Raw genomic sequence first — 17,757 nt, forward strand, 5'->3', positions numbered from 1 at the left:
GAGCATTGATGAACTTAGCAGATTTTGTTAATCAGCAGCGCCATCGCCCCTTTGTGTGGGGCGAGCATGACTGCTGCCTCATGGCCGCCGACTGGCTCAAGGCCAATGGCCGTGGCGACTTAGCCGCCGAATTTAGGGGTAAATACACCACCGCATTTGGCGCAATACGTGCCTATCGACGCGAGGGGTATTTCTCTATTGCCGATCTGCTTGCGGCCAAGTTAGGCGAGCCGACCAGTACCTTGTTGCTGCGCCGTGGGGCTGTGGTGCTGCTCGATACACCAACTGGCGATGTGGTGGGCCTGTATCAGGGGAGCGATTGTTTTGCGCTTGGGCCTGATGGTTTGGTCTCATATCCTAAAACACAGATTAAACAGGGCTGGAACGTCTTATGGGTAAGGTAGTCGATGCCCTGATTAAGGGCGATCCCCTTGGAAAATTAGCATGGGATGCAGTGGGTGTTGATGCCTGGTGGGAAATCAGTGTTGGTAAGTATATTCGTGAAGCGCTGATCCCCACCCCGGATGATGACTTTGGCAATGAGGCGATGGCACAGCAGCAGATGCTGCGTAGCCCCACCGAAGCCCGCCGCAGTATTTACGGTAAAGCTATGGTGTCTGGCCCAATCGTGTTTGCCGAAGAGTCTGGTACCGACAACGAATTTCTGCATCTGGTGATCCCGTTGGCGGCGCATCGCTGCACAGAGGTGCTGGAGATCTATTTTGATGATGAACGGGTATACAGTGGCGGCAGTCTGGATGCCGAATACAGCGACCACGCCCGGATTAATATCCATCTTGGCGACCAGACTGCAGCCGATAGCGATTTGGTGAGCGAATGTGACAACTGGACAGCCGAGCACCTTGGCCTTGGGATCACTTATCTGTATGTGCGCCTGAAATACGACCCTGAGTTTTTTGCCAGCGGCCTGCCCAATATCAAAGCCTTGGTGAAGGGCAAGCAGATTTATGATCCCCGTAAGGACTCGACTGTCGGTGGCAGCGGTAGCCATCGATGGGATGATGACAGCACGTGGGAATGGAGCGATAACTGGGCGCTGTGTGTGCTCGATTACACCCGTTTTGAGTCGGGTGTCGGGGCGCTGGCCAGTGAGATTGATCTGCCATCTTATGCCTTGGCGGCCAACGACAGTGATGAGCCAGTAGAGTATGACGACGAGGGCAACAGCGAGCCGCGTTACACCTGTAATGGCACATTTACCCAGTCGATGACGCCCGTATCTGTATTGGATAAGCTGCTGACGGCAGGTGCGGGGATGCAAACCTACTGCTCTGGTCGGTACCAGCTGTTCTCTGGGGTGTATCAGGGGCCGTATGTGCTCAGCCTGGGCGAGGCCGATTTAGCCGGTGAAGTGGAGCTACGCCCCTTTACCCCACGCGCTGCCTTGTGTAACGCGGTGCGCGGTACCTTTGTCGACCCTGACAATTTTTATCAACCCACCGATTTTGCGCCCTATGAGTCGGCCTATTATCGCGGCCAGGATAACGATGAGTATATCGACCAGGACATCGATCTACCCTTTACGCAATCGACCTATACCGCCCAGCGCCTAGCCAAACTCTATTTGGAGCTTAACCGCGCCGGGCAGCAGATCTCAGTACCGCTTAACATGATTGGCTTGAGCATCAGCGTAGGGCAGGTGGTTGAGCTAGACCTGCCGCGCTTGGGAATTAAAGCCGAGTACCAGGTGATGGACTGGTCATTTGATTTTGGCCAACCCGTTAAAGTGACTTTGCGCGAGACTACCGCCAGCCTGTTTGATTATGACAAAGGCAGTTATACCAGCCGTAAACTGACCCCAGTGCTTAACCTGCCATCGCCAACGCGCGTCCCAACACCCACTGGCGCGGTGTGGACAGCCATGGGTGATGATGCCAACTGGCAGGGGGTGTTGACGTGGGATGCGCCCGGCGGCAACAGTGCTTATCGTTATCGCCTCGAAGTCAGTAATAGTTCAGATGTGGTGGTGTATCAGGCCAATATTGACGGCACCCGCCACCATATCCCTAAGCTCGATGCCGGTAATTACACCATCACCCTATGGGCGGTGAATCTGTTCGCTAACCGCTCGAACGTACCTGCAACGATAGCAATCGGTGCCAGTGTGCCACCGCCAGTGACAGGCCTAGTGGTTGAGGTGGGATCGCTTAGTTTAACCGTCACGCCGCAGACAGCCGCTGCGACTGCCCAGTCAACCTCCTTTGAGGTGTATGGGGCGCAAACCAATGTGTTTGCCGATGCGCTGCTTGTGGGCAGCGGTAAAACCGTAGTGTGGGCAGAACGCCAACCGGCAACGCAGTATTATCTGTGGGCAAGAACTGTTAACAACTATGGTGTGGGTGAATGGTTTGGGCCGACGCTGGTAACGACTGCGCAGGACAGTACGCCGATCCTTGATTTGATCATGGATGATTTGGTGATTGAGGAAAACCACTTAACAGAGTCACTACGCGACAGAATCGATCTGGTCGATCAACCCGGCGGCCTGACCGAGCAGGTGGGCAATATCGCCAGTGATTATATTGATAGCAGCGCGTTAATGGTCGCCCTTGGCAGCTATGCAACCCAAGACTTGTTAGCGCAATCCCTCAGCGATTATGTGACAGGCGATAGCTTGTTGCTGACTTTAGAAGATTACATCACCGACACAGATTTAGGATCGGTGCTGGGCGGCTATGTGACAACCAGCGCCCTGGCTAATGAGGACTTTGCCAAGAACAGCAGTTTGACCGCCTATGTGCAGCAAACCGATCTGAATGTCACATTAAACAGCTATGTGACCAACACAGAGCTAGCTAACGCAGATTACGCCACAAACACCAGTTTAACGGCTTATGTGCAACAAGATGACCTTAATGCCACATTAAATAGCTATGTGACCAACACAGAGCTAGCTAACGCTGATTATGCGACTAATACGGCGTTAACGGCTTACGTCCAGCAAACCGACCTCAACACCACGCTAGGCAGCTATGTAACCACCACAGCCTTGGCGAATGCGGATTATGCGAAGAACAGCAGCTTAACGGCCTATGTGCAACAAGATGACCTTGATGTCACGTTAAATAGTTATGTGACACAGACCGAGCTAGCAAGCGCAGATTACGCCACAAACACCAGTTTAACGGCTTATGTGCAACAAGATGACCTTGATGTCACGTTAAATAGTTATGTGACACAGACCGAGCTAGCAAGCGCAGATTACGCCACAAACACCAGTTTAACGGCTTATGTGCAACAAGATGACCTTAATGCCACATTAAATAGCTATGTGACCAACACAGAGCTAGCTAACGCTGATTATGCGACTAATACGGCGTTAACGGCTTACGTCCAGCAAACCGACCTCAACACCACGCTAGGCAGCTATGTAACCACCACAGCCTTGGCGAATGCGGATTATGCGAAGAACAGCAGCTTAACGGCCTATGTGCAACAAGATGACCTTGATGTCACGTTAAATAGTTATGTGACACAGACCGAGCTAGCAAGCGCAGATTACGCCACAAACACCAGTTTAACGGCTTATGTGCAACAAGATGACCTTGATGTCACGTTAAATAGTTATGTGACACAGACCGAGCTAGCAAGCGCAGATTACGCCACAAACACCAGTTTAACCGCCTATGTGTTAGAAACGGACTTAACCAGCACGCTAAACAGCTATGTGACCACCACGGCGTTAGCGAATGCCGATTATGCCACAAACACCGACTTAACCGCTTACGTGCTGCAGACGGACTTGGATACCAGGTTATCGAGCTATGTCACCAGCACCCAGCTCGCCAATGAGCAGTTTGCTAAGAGCAGCGATTTAACTGCCTATGTGACAACCAGCAGCTTGGGCACCACGTTAAGCAGTTATGTAACCAACACCGCGTTAGCCAGCGCCGATTATGCAACCAATAGCAGCTTAACCAGTTACGCCACAAAGGCCAGCGTTACCGCCGTTGAGCAGCGCATGACCGCCAACGAAAACGAGGCGTTTTATTCATTAAAAGTGGATGCTAACGGGCGCGTAGCGGGCATTGGCTTGCTGGCTAATCCTGATGAAACGGCGATCTACTTTAACGCTGACAAATTTATCGTATTGCCGCCTGATAGCGATGATGCAACCGAATCGGTGTCACCCTTTATCATCGATGCCACCACAGGGAAAACCGTGATCGCCGATGCGTTGGTAAGAAACCTCACCGCCGCCAACTTTGTCGGTGGCTCAATTACCGCCGATAGCCTAGCAGTGACTCAGTATGTCAACCTGCCGACCAGCTCTATTGCTGAGGATATGCTCGACGTCAGTTTTCTAAACAGCTTGGCGCGCATCGACCCAAGCGCAGTGACAACCGGCGGTACCAAGACAGGTTCCGGCACTTGTGTCAGTCGCACTATCACCCTGGGCGCGATTGCCAGCGGCGGCTTAACCACCAAGCTGCGCGTCTACATGGGCGGCGTATTTTCGACCGGGCTAGGCACAAAACCGAGCGCGCCCAGCGTGACTGTGGCGATTAAGCGCGACAGCACCACCTTGGACACTCAGGTCTTTAGCGGCAGCGTGATCCAGCCACCAGGCGACCCCTGGGAATTGCACTTTGGCGCGATAAACTGGGAATTTTCCGACCTTGCCACCACCCAGGGACAGAACCATGTGTACAGTGCGGTGATCACTGTTGCCGACGCCAGCAGTTTGTTATCTGCGGCGACGCTGTCATTTACCGCCACTGAGCCGGTCGGCAGCTCTGGCGGCATCGTGATCCAAACACTGGCCAGCAACAGTGTTAACTATTTCACTGTGGGCGGCCAGGGCGCGTCAGTACTCAATGGCGATCTGCACGTCAACAACTTTGCGACCAAGATTGCCAGCAGTACCGGCGTATTGTACGACCAGGGCACAGCGGTCAGCAGTAAGTTTGCGGCACTGTCACATACGCACAGTGGTTATGCCGCGACTTCACATACACACAGTGAATACGCGCTAACGTCACACACGCACACGGCAGCAGATGTGGGTGCTTTACCTTTAACTGGTAATGCTGCCTCTGCCACTAAGCTACAAACACCAAGAACTATATCAGGAGTTAGTTTTGATGGCTCAGCGAATATAAGCCTTACTGCAAGTGATGTGGGTGCGCTGCCTATAAGTGGTGGCACATTAACTGGCACAGTTACCGCATCTGGCTCGAACCCGATAGCATTTGGTACTGGCAATCAAAACCTTATGCGGGTTAATAGTGCTGTCATGGGCAGTACATGGTTCTCGCAAAGGTCTAGCGGTAACGGGGTTACTGGATGGTCTTGGGATTATTATGACTCCTATTCCGCAATGCACCTTACTGCTTCTACTGGCAACCTTTCAGTTATGGGTGCAATAGTAGGCGGCCGCATTTATACCGGCTACGATTCTGGTATTGCTAACTCGGTAAACTGTTCCAACTGGTTCAGGTCAAGCGGTGCGACTGGCTGGTATAATGGCACTTACGGTGGCGGTATTTACATGACCGATACTACCTTTGTGCGGGTGTATGGTGGCAAAGATTTCCTTTGCGAGGGTCAGAGCCACTCTTATTACTCAGGCAAGGGTGCGGCACTGGCGAACATTGGTTACATCGGCGCTTTCCGAGCGAACCACCCAGACCATGCCCGCGCTAATGGCACACAATACTATCCCTCGTTTGCTAGCAACAGCAAGGCAGATAACGGGTATCGACAACATCTGTCTATGGGACATAAGCGCACGAATAGTGGGTGGGATTATGCCTATATTGCTTTTGGCGGTAATGATGGCTATCCGACCAAAGAATGGTTGTTTGACACTAACGGTGCGATTATTTGTCCTGGTGATGTGTACGCCACAGGGAACGTCAAAGGCTATCAAACCTCAGACTGGAACGTTAAGCGCAATTTCACCCCGTTTGAAAATGCACTGGATAAAGTCTGTTCATGGCGCACTGGCTACTACGAAAAAATGACTTTCGAGGACGGCAAGCATACAGGTTGGGAGTCAGAATCGGGCGTGATCGCCCAGGATATTGAGGCCACCATTGATCATGTGGTGACTGAAAATAATATGCAGCACAAGACCATTAAACAGGGAGGTCATGAGTTAGTTGCTATGATGGCGGCCGCGATTAAAGAGCTTAGGGCGGAAGTGGCTGAGCTGCGCGGGAGGCTGAACTAATGGCTAATTATAACGTCGGTATAAGTGCTGCCTACGATTCCGAGTTTGGTTTCCAATTATTCATTGGCGGCACTGGTGTACAACTAGTGGCTGGGGATACATTAACATTCTCCGCAAGCTTTAATGGGTATAGTGGCACAGCCTCAGTATCAAATTTCTCTTCTGGAGTATTTACCAATACTAGCAATTTATCCCTTACTAATGGGCAAAGTGCTGTTAAAACTATTAAGTCTGGAGCTACTTTAGGTAGCTTCTCTTTGACCTTTTCAGCCACAGCACAGTCGGCACAAAGTAAGAGTTTTTCTGTTATATCGAGTGTTGATACCACGCCGAATGCTTTTAGTTTTACTGACATAACCGACGCGGCGCCCAGTGTGTTATACAACCACAACAGCTTTATTGTGTCAGGCATTAACGCGGCAGCGACGATCAGCATTAGCGGCAACGGCGCGCAGTTCGCTGTAAACAACTCGACTACTGGCTGGCGCACGACCAGCACCACGGTCAGCAACGGCGATCGCGTCTATGTGCGCATGAACTCCAGCAGCCTGTATAACACCACAGTTAGCACCACATTAACCATTGGCGGCGTCAGTGATGTGTGGTCAATCAAAACCGTGCTTGATCCTGGTAATGGCCTATTGATCCCGCTGGGCATCAGCAGTGGTGGGATTAGTGCCAGTGATATTATGGGTTTGTTTGGCGGCGCGACGTTCGAGATCGACAAGTATTACAAGGGCGGCGGGCGTGTGCCCAACATTAGCCAAAACGCCGCGATCCCGACCTCGGGGGCGATTGCGTTCAGCAATTTTTACTCGTCTTACAGCTCGCTGTATTTCACCAAGTACCCCGGCGGCATGTTTGCCGGACGAGACACAGGGGCGACCCCTGGCGGCAGTCTGACGCTCACGTCGGAAGATGTGAGCCATTACACGATCGGCTATGGGCCGGATATGCGCGATAACATTGAGGTGCGGCACACGATCTTAAGCTCGTCGTTTGCCGACGCTAACTATTCAATCACGCCGAGCAATTACACCTCTTGGCGCAGCGCCAGCCGACAATTGACATTCAGCGCCAACGTCAGCGGCACCGTAGACAAGGAGTATAACATCAGCGTTAAGGTGGAGATCCGCCACAAGCTCAAGCCGACATACATTATTAGCGCCACATTCAATATGTATCTAAGTTTCTTCGGCTTATAACCAGTATTTAATTTAACACCATAAGGAAACCACCATGACACTAAACGATTTAGCCACAGCGCAAGACGCGATGAATGCAGCCATCAACCAAGCGGTCAGCGATTTTTTAACCGCTTGCCCAGATGCCACATTTCAGCACGGTCATATTAACCTGCAATACCCAGCTGAGGGCGGCAGTGTAACGCCAGTAGCCTCTACTACAGTAGAGTGTACCGTCGATGGCGCACGCATTACCCGTCGCCTGCCTGAGAACAGTTAGGTATCTCAGATGAGATTTACTATCGCACTGATGGTGTGCTGTTTATTGGCAGCATGTGGCAAGCCAGTTAAGCCTGAGTTTGATCGCGAGCAGGTGATACTGCAGCGTCATTTTATGTCTTCGGCTGAGCTTGCATCAGCAGCGCAGGCAAGGGGACTGATTGGCAAAGAACGAGGCTTTGCTGTGTGGTCGCCGAGTGACAACCAGTGCGATGTTTATCTGCAGCAACCCAAAGCGGTTGACGATGACATCACTATGACGCTGGGACATGAGGTTTTACACTGCCTCATAGGCCAGTACCACTAATCACAGAAAAGGATAAAAACATGGAAGCCACACCTACTCAACACGAGCAGCAATTACAAGCTCAGGCAACAGCCCTCAAGGCTCGAATTTTCGACTTAAGCGAAGCGCTGCAGGAGAAAGATAAAATCATTAAAGCTGTGGTCGATGCCACTGGATTCAATCCAGAAGAGCATGGCCAAGATGTGAACTCACTTGTGCAGTTGATCGGCAAGCAACGTCAGGCATTAGAAGCCACTGAGAAAAAGCCTGCTGCGAAGAGTGGAAAGAAGTAGATTAAATCAGCCGTTAAAAAGGAGTTTAACGGCGGTTTAAATTAGAGGGCCTCAAACTACCCGACCTGAGTTTTCAAAACCTAACGAACTCGCAAATATTCAAAACTAAGCGATTTCATATTCAAAACCAAGCGGCGCGCTACACCAAACGGCGGTTTTTTCTACATTTATGCAACATGCCGTCCGACCTTAGTCTAATCATTATTACGTTTACGTAAAAGTAATTTAATTTTATAAGTATATGTTTTTAATTATGTAAATGCTTTGTGATTTCCAATGTTGACGTGGGCGTTAGACTAAGGTCTCGATTGTTGTTATTTCGTTACTTGCTAGATTACTTGATGACTTAACAATAATCAGCATAGGGGAGTCGCTATGGCTTTTGAAAATAACGAAAAGGCAGAAGGTTACTGGCGTGAAAATTTACGCTTGGTATTAGGACTGCTGGCAATTTGGGCTGCGGTGTCGTATGGCTGTGGCATTTTATTAGTTGATGTGTTGAACGAGATCCACCTGATGGGCTTCAAACTGGGATTCTGGTTTGCACAGCAGGGATCGATTTATGTATTCGTTGCACTGATTTTTATCTACGTGAAGAAAGCTAACGCGTTAGATGAAAAATACAATGTTCATGAAGATTAAGGAGTGACGAGTATGGATGTTCAAACACTAACTTATCTTATAGTGGGCTTTACCTTTGCCCTCTATATCGGCATCGCTATCTGGTCTCGTGCTGGCTCGACTAAAGAGTTTTACGTTGCAGGCGGCGGTGTGCATCCGGTTGTAAATGGTATGGCGACGGCGGCGGACTGGATGTCGGCGGCTTCATTTATCTCTTTGGCGGGTATCGTCTCCTTCGTGGGTTATGATGGTTCGGTTTACCTGATGGGCTGGACGGGCGGTTTCGTACTGTTGGCGCTCTGTATGGCGCCTTACCTGCGTAAGTTTGGTAAGTACACAGTGCCAGACTTTATCGGTGACCGTTATTACTCACAGGCGGCGCGTACCGTTGCCGTTGTGTGCGCTATCTTCATCAGCTTCACCTATATTGCGGGTCAGATGCGTGGTGTGGGTGTGGTGTTCTCGCGCTTCCTTGAGGTCGATATCAACACGGGCGTATACATAGGCATGGCTGTGGTGTTCTTCTATGCGGTATTAGGCGGCATGAAGGGGATCACCTACACTCAGGTTGCTCAATATTGTGTGCTTATCTTTGCTTTCATGGTGCCAGCTATCTTCATCTCAATCATGATGACAGGTCATATCCTGCCTCAGATTGGTTTTGGCGCTGAGCTAATTGATGCCGCGGGGAATGGGACAGGCACTTATCTGCTCGATAAACTCGATGGTTTATCGGCGCAGCTTGGATTCTCCCAATATACCGAAGGCTCCAAAGGCATGATCGATGTCTTCTGTATCACTGCGGCGCTGATGTTTGGTACTGCGGGTCTGCCTCACGTGATTGTGCGTTTCTTCACTGTGCCTAAGGTGAAAGATGCGCGTGTCTCAGCCGGCTGGACCTTGGTATTTATCGCTATCATGTACACCACTATTCCTGCTTTGGCCGCTTTCTCTCGCGTAAATATGATTGAAACCATCAATGGTCCTGAATCGACAGGTGTCGCTTATGAGACTGCGCCAGATTGGATTAAAAACTGGGAAAAAACCGGTTTGATCCAATGGGATGACAAGAACAGTGATGGCAACATCTATTATGCCAAAGGTGATACCAATGAGATGAAGATCGACCGCGATATCATGGTGTTGGCAACGCCTGAAATTGCTAGCCTGCCAGCTTGGGTCATTGCGTTGGTTGCGGCAGGTGGTTTGGCGGCAGCACTGTCTACTTCCGCTGGTTTGCTCCTGGTTATCTCGACTTCGGTATCCCATGACTTGCTTAAGAAGAATTTGATGCCGGATATCTCGGATAAACAGGAATTGATGTATGCACGTATCGCCGCTGCGGCCGGTATTGTGATGGCGGGTTACTTTGGTATCAACCCTCCAGGCTTTGTGGCCGCAGTGGTGGCGATCGCATTCGGTTTGGCGGCTTCATCTCTGTTCCCGGCGATCATCATGGGTATCTTCTCAAGAACCATGAATAAAGAGGGTGCGATTGCGGGTATGGTGACTGGTCTGCTGTTCTCGGCCTCTTACATCATCTACTTTAAATTTATTAATCCTGGTGATAACAATGCATCGAACTGGTTGTTTGGTATCTCGCCAGAGGGCATAGGTATGGTAGGTATGTTAGTGAACTTTGGTGTTGCATTTGTGGTCAGCAAAGTCACGGCAGCAGTGCCACAAAATGTGGTGGACATGGTTGAGTCAATCCGTTTCCCTAAAGGCTCGGGTCAGGCCCATGAACACTAAGCTTTGAGTTAGGCAATGAAAGGAGCGCATCGCGCTCCTTTTTCTTTTGTTTGGCTTGTGTTTCTATAGGTATTGCATCTGATGACTTATCTGGCCTTTAGTCGTATATCAAGTCTTTGTTCGCTAAAGTTATAGTATCAATATCACAGTTGACTCTGAGACATAACATGGATGCCAGCGAGCTACTTCCCATCAGCCAGTTTTTACATCAGCTTGTGCCTTTTAATAGTTTGTCTGATGCAACACTTGAGCGTTGTTGCCGTGCATTGACCGTAGGCTATTACAGTAAAGCGGCTAAATATGTCCCGTTAGATGAATCCCATCCTCAGCTCTACATAGTCCGTAGCGGTGTGTTTGAGGTGCGCGATCAAGATGAAGAGTTGATCGACAGACTCAGTGATGGCGATTTTTTTGGTTTCCCCTCTCTGCTTTCCGGCGAGAAGATCAGTAACCGTATTCTTATCTTAGAAGATGGTTTGGTTTATCACTTAGACCCAGATACCTTTAACGCTTTACGCAGTGAGAGCCGTGAATTTGATCGTTTCTTTAATCGCGCCTTTGCCAAGCGTCTGCGCCACCAAGGCCGTTTCAAGGCGATAGATTTAGGCTCTACCAATAGGGTAAGCAGTCTGATGTCTAAGCAGCCGTTGACTCTCGATTGCCATGCCACAGTGACTCTAGCTGCCCGCTGCATGCGAGATGCCAGGGTCTCCTCTGTGTTGCTGATGGATAATCATAAAATGGTGGGGATATTAACCGACAGGGACCTGCGTAATCGGGTGTTGGCTGAGGGGCTTGATGCCAGTCTGCCCGCGCATCAGGCGATGACAAGCCAGCCGGTTTCATTGCATTCCTCAGCACTGGTTTTCGAAGCTATGTTGTTGATGAGTGAGCATAATATTCATCATTTGCCCATAGTCGATGATGGTGAGCCCGTGGGAATTATCACCAGCACAGACATTTTGCGTAGCCAAAGTTCACAGCCTTTACTCTTGATCGGCGAAATTGAGCGGCAAAACAGTGTCGAAAGCCTGATAAGTGTCAGTAAACAGATCCCCTTGCTGCTGCAAAACTTAATTGGTGCCGATGCCAGGGCAGAGGAGATAGGGCGGATTCTAACTTCGGTCACAGATGCACTGACTCGGCGTCTCATAGTGCTTAACGAGCAGATATTAGGCGAGGCGCCTATGCCCTATTGTTGGCTGGCATTTGGCTCTCAGGGGCGGCAGGATCAGGCGGCCTGTTCCGATCAAGACAATGGTTTGCTACTCGCCCATGAGATGGATGATTATGCCAAGGCTTATTTTCATACCCTAACCAAGGCCGTGTGTGCGGGTCTGGACAGCTGTGGTTATGTCTATTGCCCAGGCGATATCATGGCGCAAAACCCTAAGTGGCAAATGAGCCTGAAGCAGTGGCAGCAAAAGTTTAAACACTGGGTCGAAAGACCCGAGCCTAAGGCGCTAATGCACGCCAGTATCTTCTTCGATATGCGTTGTGTTTATGGTGCCAGTTCACTGTTCGACTCGCTGCAGTCAGAAGTGCTGGCCTCGACAAAAGATAACGACATCTTTCTTGCAGGTATGGCGATTAACTCGTTAAAAGTCTCGCCTCCTTTAGGCTTTTTTAGGAAGTTTGTCTTAGAGCGCGATGGACAAGAGGTGAAAGGGATAGATCTAAAACATAAAGGCAATGCGCTAATCAATGACATCGCCAGGGTGTATGCTTTGTCTGCGGGGATTAAAGAGGTCAATACCGCCAAGCGGATCCGGGCATTGATGGAGAAGAATATCATTCATCGAAAAGATGCACTGAATCTTGCCGATGCCCACGAATTTATTGCTCACATGCGTCTGTCCAATCAGGGCTATCAATTTACCCATGGCGAGCCCTTGAGCAACTTCTTAAAGCCTCAGCAAGTCTCATCCTTGGTGCGTCATCAGCTGCGAGATGCGTTTAAGGTTGTGCATGATGCTCAGGCTGGTTTAAAACTCAAATTCACCCGGACCCTTTAATATGCTCAAGCTGTCGCTACTGAAAAGCCGTTTATGTTGGCGAGCCTTCAGAGCCGAGCATAAGCAATTGAAATCCTACCAAAGAGCCTTGCTCTCTGAGCTGGATAAATCCATTTATGAAGCCAGTTTGGTTGCACTGGACTTAGAGATGACAGGGCTGAACTCCTCTCAAGATCAGATTTTAAGCATTGGACTGATACCCATTGAGCGGGGACAGATCATCTTACAGCGCGCCGAGCACAGGTTGGTGCAGATCCGTGGCAGTGTGGGAAACAGCGCCGTGATCCACGGGATTTTGGATGCGCATCTGACTCAGGGGGAGACACTCGATGCGGTGATCGCCTGGTTGTTACAGGTTACGGAAGGAAAAATCCTAGTTGCCCATCATGCACCGCTTGATCTGAAATTCATCCAGCAGGCTTTGTTGGCGACCTTGGGAGAAACGACTAAGTTTATCGGTTTGGATACCTTAGCAATAGAGAAAAAGCGCCTGCTTAGACAGCATGAGATGCTGGAGAAAGGCAGTTTACGGCTTGGCGCAAGCCGGCAGCGTTACAACCTGCCAGTTTATGCCGCTCACAATGCGATTATCGACGCCTTGGCCTGCGGGGAGTTGTTGTTAGCACAGGTGGCCGATATGGGCGGGGCTGAGCGGGTTAAGGTCTGCGATCTGCTGGAGTAACGGCCGTGATGATCGATTTGCTTGTTGGGCAGCATTGAGAATCTGGCAGAATTAAGAATCTGGTAAAAGTCATCTTGCGCTGGGCAAGCCATCTTCCTATTTTTACACTTCATTAGAAAAGCCTGGTTACATTTTATCCCGATAAAAATCTCTGTGCTGTCGTGCCTTTAGGTTATGTTAATTAAGGCGCTTAACAGTAATTTGTGGCAAAGCGCGCTGATTGAATAAAAGGGAGTGGCTATGGCATTACCTCTGATTTGGCTTGGTGGCGCGGCGTTGGGTGCCATCTTTGTAGCCGATGAGCGCAATAAGCATAAGCAGTTGATGTTAGACAGGCGTCTTGGCCGGGCACCAACTAAATACCTTGCCGAGCAAGCCGCACCTTTATCTCCGAGTCTGCTCAACAGAGGGGAGGTGAAGGTTAAGCCTGAGCCGGGGGCAGTCGTCTGCTGTTTTGTTTTCGGTGTAATTGAGCATACAGGTATCTGGATTGGCGATGATACCTTGATTGAGCTGCATGGCAGCGGCCTTGTCAGAGCCGTATCTTCAAAACGTTTTCTTGCTGGACGCAGTGGTAGCCGTATTTATCAGGCCTGCGATCATCAACATCAGCCGCTGATCGCCCCCGATGCTTTGCACAGAGCCGAGCAGGCTATTTTTCAGTATCGTGAATATGATCTTTTTGATAATAATTGCCACCGTTTTGTCTGGTCATGTGTCAGTGGTGAGGAGAAAAGCATCACAAGCTTTAATGCCTTAAATCAGCAGCTAGGGCGTTATTTCGATCAGGCTCTATATTGGGATGAACTGGGGGATGAACTGGCACTGACCTCTGAATAAAGTGCACTGGATATAAAAAACGTCAGCCTTTATCGGGCTGACGTTTCATTTGCTGAATGACTTTATTGAGTTAACCGCAGAAATGTTTAACCGCCGGGGCGACTAACTCTATGCCTGTTTTATCACATGGTGGCAGTTCTGCATCACAGCTATTAATAGGGGTTACACGATCGCCCCATTTGAACAGAACTGCTGCAGAGGTCAGGCCGGCGCCAAATGCACAGGACAAGATGGTTTGGTTGGGCACAATACGGCCTTGCTCCAGCGCATCGCAAATCGCGATAGGGATAGTAGCCGCAGAAGTATTACCGTAATTAGCAATGTTCACCATGGCCTTTTCTTTAGGCAGTTTCATACGGCTGATGAGTGTGTCTATGATGCGCTCGTTTGCTTGATGCGGTATCACGAGATCTATCTCATCTTTATCTACATTGCACTTTTCGAGCACTTTAGTGCTGAGTTTGCCCATGCCGGCGATAGCGCGTTTAAAGATCTCCTGACCATTGAATTCAATGTAGAAATCTAATGACGCTGAGTTAAACCTGTCCATGGCGGTACCGAAACCGGCTTTGAGTATATCTCGGCCTTCGGGGTCATTATTTAACTCATATCCCAGTACGCCGCCAGGCTGGTCTGTGGCTTCAACTACGACAGCGCCGGCACCATCACCGAAGAGCACTGCGGTTTCACGTCGAGACCAGTCAAGATAGAAAGAGAGGCGTTCGGCGCCTATCACCAGGACACGTTGACATTGACCACTCTTAATTTGTGAGCTGGCCAGACCCAGTCCATAAAGGAAGCCACTGCAAGCAGCGTTGATATCGAAGGCTCCGCATTGCGCGCCGATCTCAGCCTGTACCGTTGATGCGATATTGGGAATTAAGGTGTCAGGGCTGGCGGTCGCCAAAATGATCAGATCTATGTCGCTGCCTTCGAGTCCGGCGGCGGCCAGTGCCCGCTTTGCAGCAACAGAGGCCAGAGCCGAAGTATCGACGTGGCTGATATGACGCTGACTGATGCCTGTACGTGGTTTAATCCATTCATCGGAGGTATCGATAAATGTCGCAAGATCATGGTTTGTCAGCGTGGCTGGAGGAACACATTTTCCCCAACCTGTGATGGTGGCGTACTGCATCGTATATTCTCTCAAATCATCTACGGCAGGAAGAGCGTGCTGCCTTAATCAAAATAAACTGTAAATTCTGCAGGTAAGATCGGTTTAGATCTCGACCTGTTGTTGTGTCACCATCTCACGAATGGAGTCAGCGGCATCGAGTATATGTGTCTTAAGTAATGCCGTGGCCTTTTCGGCGTTTCGTTGTCGGCAATACTCAAGCAATTCCCTATGATCATGGGCCGCTCTGGGTATGCTACCCAGTAACAGCAAATGCAAACGAATATATCGGTCGCAATTGGTATTTAGCCCTTTTACCATCTCTAATGTGTGCGGGCGATTTGCGGCCTGGTATAAACAGGTGTGGAACTGTGTATTGAGTTTACTCCAGGTGCTAATGGCTTGACTGTCTTCAAAGGCATTTTCTAAATCGGATAGATGCGATTCGGCTTGTGCTATCACGGCATCAGTCATATTTCTAATGGCTTTAGATAACAGATCAGTTTCAATTAACGCGCGTAATTCGAATAACTCAGTTACCTGTTTAGCAGATAAAGGCGCAACACTTGCCCCCTTATGTGCTTCGAATTTTACCAGCCCTTCGGCTTCAAGCTGAACCAGTGCTTCCCTTAACGGGATACGGCTAACATTGAGAGAGTCAGCTAATGCGCTCTGTCTTAATGCTTCCCCGGCACCTAATTCCCCCGAAAGTATCTTTTCTCTAAGCTTTGCGACGACAACCTGAGTACGTGTGATATGCTTATTTGTTCTTATTTGACTCATGGTTCCAGTATTAATTGCTGTAATGCGGCATAAGCTGATTAAGAGTACAGTTTATAGCGTTATAAATAAAGGAAAACTAGGGTTTCCTCTCCTAAACGAATCGTTGAGCAAGTTTTTTGGCAAGGCCGATGGCACTTAATTAGTAATAAGTATCTTAAGATTAGGATAAATTTTTGCCAAGGAGTACAGCTGATGAGCATGATCAGATGACAGCATTAACACAACTGATAACGCAGATTAGGGCATGTCGGCACTGCGAGGCTGAACTGCCTGAGGATGTACACCCCATTATCCAGGCGTCATCGTCTGCCAAAATCTTAATTGCAGGACTGGCACCGGGGGCGGCGGCTAATCGCAGCGGCTTGCCCTTTGACGATGCCAGTGGCGACAGATTACGGGAGTGGTTGGGCGTGACGCGCCAGCAGTTTTATGATCCCAGGCTATTTGCCATTTTACCTATGGCTTTTTGTTATCCTGGTCGAGGAGCAAGTGGTGATCTCCCTCCACCTAAGATCTGCGCCGACAAATGGCGTCGGGCGTTGCTTGAACAGTTACCTCATATCGAGTTAACTCTGCCAATAGGCCAGTATGCTCAGCAATATCATTTTAATGACAACAATACAGTGACTGCGCGAGTGAGCAGTTGGCAAGCTTATGGGGGGCAGATAATGCCTTTGCCTCATCCGAGCCCGCGGAATAATATCTGGTTGAAGCGTCATCCCTGGTTTGTAAAAACCTTGCTACCTGAATTAAAGCAACGTGTAGCCAGCATTATAACGCCAGTTATTTAGACGGACGCATAGGCGAATCTGGGGTTATGCAGACATCTTAGAAAGTGATCATTTGCGGTGCATTTTTTTGTTAAGGGTGTGATAATAGCGTCAATTTTATTGGGTTAACCTTTTCTTGAGGTGATTTTCTGTGAAATCGGCAGTGTTCCTGGATCGTGATGGTGTCATTAATATTGACCATGGTTATGTACATCAAGTGGATGATTTTGAGTACGTTGAAGGCGTATTCGAAGCTTGTGCTGCGCTCAAACAGATGGGGTATAAGCTGGTTGTGGTCACCAATCAGTCAGGGATCGCCCGCGGGTTATATACCGAAGATCAGTTTCATACACTGACGGAATGGATGGATTGGAACTTTGCCGACAAGGGCGTCGATCTCGACGGTATCTATTACTGTCCTCACCACAGTGAGAAAGGAATAGGTGAATACAAGGTCGACTGTGATTGCCGTAAACCCAAACCTGGAATGATAGTTAGTGCGGCTAAGTTTTTGAAAATTGATCTCGCCAAGTCTGTCATGGTGGGTGACAAGCGTGATGATATGCTTGCTGCTCAGGCAGCAGGGATCCCAACCCGTATTTTGGTTCGCACCGGAAAAGAGATCACCTCAGATGCAATCGAGGTAGCCACGGTAGTCTTAGATTCTATTGCCGATGTGCCTGCCTATTTGAAGTCGATCTAACACAAAACAAAGTAATATGGCGCATTATTGAACGCTTTGTTCGATAATTAGGCTGTTGAGCTTGTTTTGCTGTTTTATCGTTTAAAATGGCTTGACGCATCTCTTTGCGTGAGTAGAATACGCAGCCCTAAGCCGAGACCAAGCGTCTAACGGCAGCATCGAAAGATGCACTGCTCTTTAACAACATATCAAGTAATCTGTGTGGACACTCACAGGTGTTGAGAAATCGAAAACGATTT

Annotated in this window: 15 protein-coding genes; 13 read left to right on the plus strand and 2 right to left on the minus strand. The window is 49.4% G+C overall.

Annotated elements, in window-relative coordinates; genetic code table 11:
* Positions 1 to 8: 8 nt before the first annotated feature.
* The 11 genes from LZP69_RS10675 to LZP69_RS10725 all read left to right on the plus strand — a co-directional run bounded on the left by LZP69_RS10675 (position 9) and on the right by LZP69_RS10725 (position 14,148).
* On the plus strand, positions 9 to 404 hold the full coding sequence (locus tag LZP69_RS10675) for a DUF6950 family protein (RefSeq protein WP_234200540.1): 396 nt from the start codon (positions 9 to 11) through the stop codon (positions 402 to 404).
* Positions 392 to 6,196: a phage tail tip protein J-related protein gene (locus LZP69_RS10680; protein ID WP_234200541.1), complete on the plus strand. Its 5,805-nt coding sequence runs from the start codon at positions 392 to 394 to the stop codon at positions 6,194 to 6,196. Before LZP69_RS10675 ends, LZP69_RS10680 begins: the two co-directional genes overlap by 13 nt.
* Entirely contained in the window at positions 6,196 to 7,401 is a 1,206-nt protein-coding gene (locus tag LZP69_RS10685) for a hypothetical protein (protein ID WP_234200542.1), read from the plus strand. The genes LZP69_RS10680 and LZP69_RS10685 overlap by 1 nt, the downstream gene beginning before the upstream one ends.
* A 34-nt stretch (positions 7,402 to 7,435) precedes the next feature.
* Entirely contained in the window at positions 7,436 to 7,660 is a 225-nt protein-coding gene (locus LZP69_RS10690; RefSeq protein ID WP_234200543.1) for a hypothetical protein, read from the plus strand.
* 9 nt (positions 7,661 to 7,669) lie between these two features.
* Positions 7,670 to 7,966: a hypothetical protein gene (locus tag LZP69_RS10695; RefSeq protein ID WP_234200544.1), complete on the plus strand. Its 297-nt coding sequence runs from the start codon at positions 7,670 to 7,672 to the stop codon at positions 7,964 to 7,966.
* 20 nt (positions 7,967 to 7,986) lie between these two features.
* Positions 7,987 to 8,238 (plus strand): hypothetical protein, encoded by a 252-nt coding sequence (locus LZP69_RS10700; protein ID WP_234200545.1) that lies wholly within the window; start codon positions 7,987 to 7,989, stop codon positions 8,236 to 8,238.
* Positions 8,239 to 8,613: 375 nt separating this feature from the next.
* Positions 8,614 to 8,880, plus strand: coding sequence for a DUF4212 domain-containing protein (locus LZP69_RS10705; protein ID WP_234200547.1), 267 nt, complete (start codon positions 8,614 to 8,616; stop codon positions 8,878 to 8,880).
* A gap of 12 nt (positions 8,881 to 8,892) precedes the next feature.
* The gene (locus tag LZP69_RS10710; RefSeq protein ID WP_234200549.1) at positions 8,893 to 10,611 is read left to right on the plus strand and encodes a sodium:solute symporter family protein; all 1,719 of its coding nucleotides are present in this window, start codon (positions 8,893 to 8,895) and stop codon (positions 10,609 to 10,611) included.
* Positions 10,612 to 10,778: 167 nt separating this feature from the next.
* Positions 10,779 to 12,626: a DUF294 nucleotidyltransferase-like domain-containing protein gene (locus LZP69_RS10715; protein WP_234200551.1), complete on the plus strand. Its 1,848-nt coding sequence runs from the start codon at positions 10,779 to 10,781 to the stop codon at positions 12,624 to 12,626.
* Between the two features lies 1 nt (position 12,627).
* Entirely contained in the window at positions 12,628 to 13,308 is a 681-nt protein-coding gene (locus tag LZP69_RS10720; protein WP_234200553.1) for an exonuclease domain-containing protein, read from the plus strand.
* A 240-nt stretch (positions 13,309 to 13,548) separates the two neighbouring features.
* Positions 13,549 to 14,148 carry a lecithin retinol acyltransferase family protein gene (locus LZP69_RS10725; RefSeq protein ID WP_234200555.1) on the plus strand — a complete coding sequence of 200 codons (600 nt, stop codon included), beginning with the start codon at positions 13,549 to 13,551 and terminating at the stop codon, positions 14,146 to 14,148.
* 70 nt (positions 14,149 to 14,218) lie between these two features.
* Here the strand turns inward: LZP69_RS10725 and LZP69_RS10730 are convergent, their stop codons facing one another.
* Together LZP69_RS10730 and LZP69_RS10735 are read right to left on the minus strand one after the other, a co-directional pair.
* The gene (locus LZP69_RS10730) at positions 14,219 to 15,283 is read right to left on the minus strand and encodes a ketoacyl-ACP synthase III (RefSeq protein WP_234200556.1); all 1,065 of its coding nucleotides are present in this window, start codon (positions 15,281 to 15,283) and stop codon (positions 14,219 to 14,221) included.
* An 84-nt stretch (positions 15,284 to 15,367) separates the two neighbouring features.
* Complete coding sequence (locus LZP69_RS10735) at positions 15,368 to 16,045, minus strand: GntR family transcriptional regulator (protein ID WP_234200557.1); 678 nt, start codon at positions 16,043 to 16,045, stop codon at positions 15,368 to 15,370.
* Positions 16,046 to 16,251: 206 nt separating this feature from the next.
* Between LZP69_RS10735 and LZP69_RS10740 the strand changes: the two genes are divergently transcribed.
* The gene (locus tag LZP69_RS10740; RefSeq protein ID WP_234200558.1) at positions 16,252 to 16,836 is read left to right on the plus strand and encodes a uracil-DNA glycosylase family protein; all 585 of its coding nucleotides are present in this window, start codon (positions 16,252 to 16,254) and stop codon (positions 16,834 to 16,836) included.
* 130 nt (positions 16,837 to 16,966) lie between these two features.
* Positions 16,967 to 17,518 carry a D-glycero-beta-D-manno-heptose 1,7-bisphosphate 7-phosphatase gene (gene gmhB / locus LZP69_RS10745; protein ID WP_234200559.1) on the plus strand — a complete coding sequence of 184 codons (552 nt, stop codon included), beginning with the start codon at positions 16,967 to 16,969 and terminating at the stop codon, positions 17,516 to 17,518.
* The last annotated feature ends 239 nt before the right edge of the window (positions 17,519 to 17,757 follow it).

The sequence above is a fragment of the Shewanella sp. AS1 genome (assembly GCF_021412565.1).
Classification (GTDB): Bacteria; Pseudomonadota; Gammaproteobacteria; order Enterobacterales; family Shewanellaceae; genus Shewanella.

Excerpts from the sequence above, each read along its gene's own strand:
- LZP69_RS10675 (WP_234200540.1), top strand. The coding sequence starts at position 9 with ATGAACTTAGCAGATTTTGTTAATCAGCAGCGCCATCGCCCCTTTGTG.
- LZP69_RS10680 (WP_234200541.1), top strand. The coding sequence starts at position 392 with ATGGGTAAGGTAGTCGATGCCCTGATTAAGGGCGATCCCCTTGGAAAA.
- LZP69_RS10685 (WP_234200542.1), top strand. The coding sequence starts at position 6,196 with ATGGCTAATTATAACGTCGGTATAAGTGCTGCCTACGATTCCGAGTTT.
- LZP69_RS10690 (WP_234200543.1), top strand. The coding sequence starts at position 7,436 with ATGACACTAAACGATTTAGCCACAGCGCAAGACGCGATGAATGCAGCC.
- LZP69_RS10695 (WP_234200544.1), top strand. The coding sequence starts at position 7,670 with ATGAGATTTACTATCGCACTGATGGTGTGCTGTTTATTGGCAGCATGT.
- LZP69_RS10700 (WP_234200545.1), top strand. The coding sequence starts at position 7,987 with ATGGAAGCCACACCTACTCAACACGAGCAGCAATTACAAGCTCAGGCA.
- LZP69_RS10705 (WP_234200547.1), top strand. The coding sequence starts at position 8,614 with ATGGCTTTTGAAAATAACGAAAAGGCAGAAGGTTACTGGCGTGAAAAT.
- LZP69_RS10710 (WP_234200549.1), top strand. The coding sequence starts at position 8,893 with ATGGATGTTCAAACACTAACTTATCTTATAGTGGGCTTTACCTTTGCC.
- LZP69_RS10715 (WP_234200551.1), top strand. The coding sequence starts at position 10,779 with ATGGATGCCAGCGAGCTACTTCCCATCAGCCAGTTTTTACATCAGCTT.
- LZP69_RS10720 (WP_234200553.1), top strand. The coding sequence starts at position 12,628 with ATGCTCAAGCTGTCGCTACTGAAAAGCCGTTTATGTTGGCGAGCCTTC.
- LZP69_RS10725 (WP_234200555.1), top strand. The coding sequence starts at position 13,549 with ATGGCATTACCTCTGATTTGGCTTGGTGGCGCGGCGTTGGGTGCCATC.
- LZP69_RS10730 (WP_234200556.1), bottom strand. The coding sequence starts at position 15,283 with ATGCAGTACGCCACCATCACAGGTTGGGGAAAATGTGTTCCTCCAGCC.
- LZP69_RS10735 (WP_234200557.1), bottom strand. The coding sequence starts at position 16,045 with ATGAGTCAAATAAGAACAAATAAGCATATCACACGTACTCAGGTTGTC.
- LZP69_RS10740 (WP_234200558.1), top strand. The coding sequence starts at position 16,252 with ATGACAGCATTAACACAACTGATAACGCAGATTAGGGCATGTCGGCAC.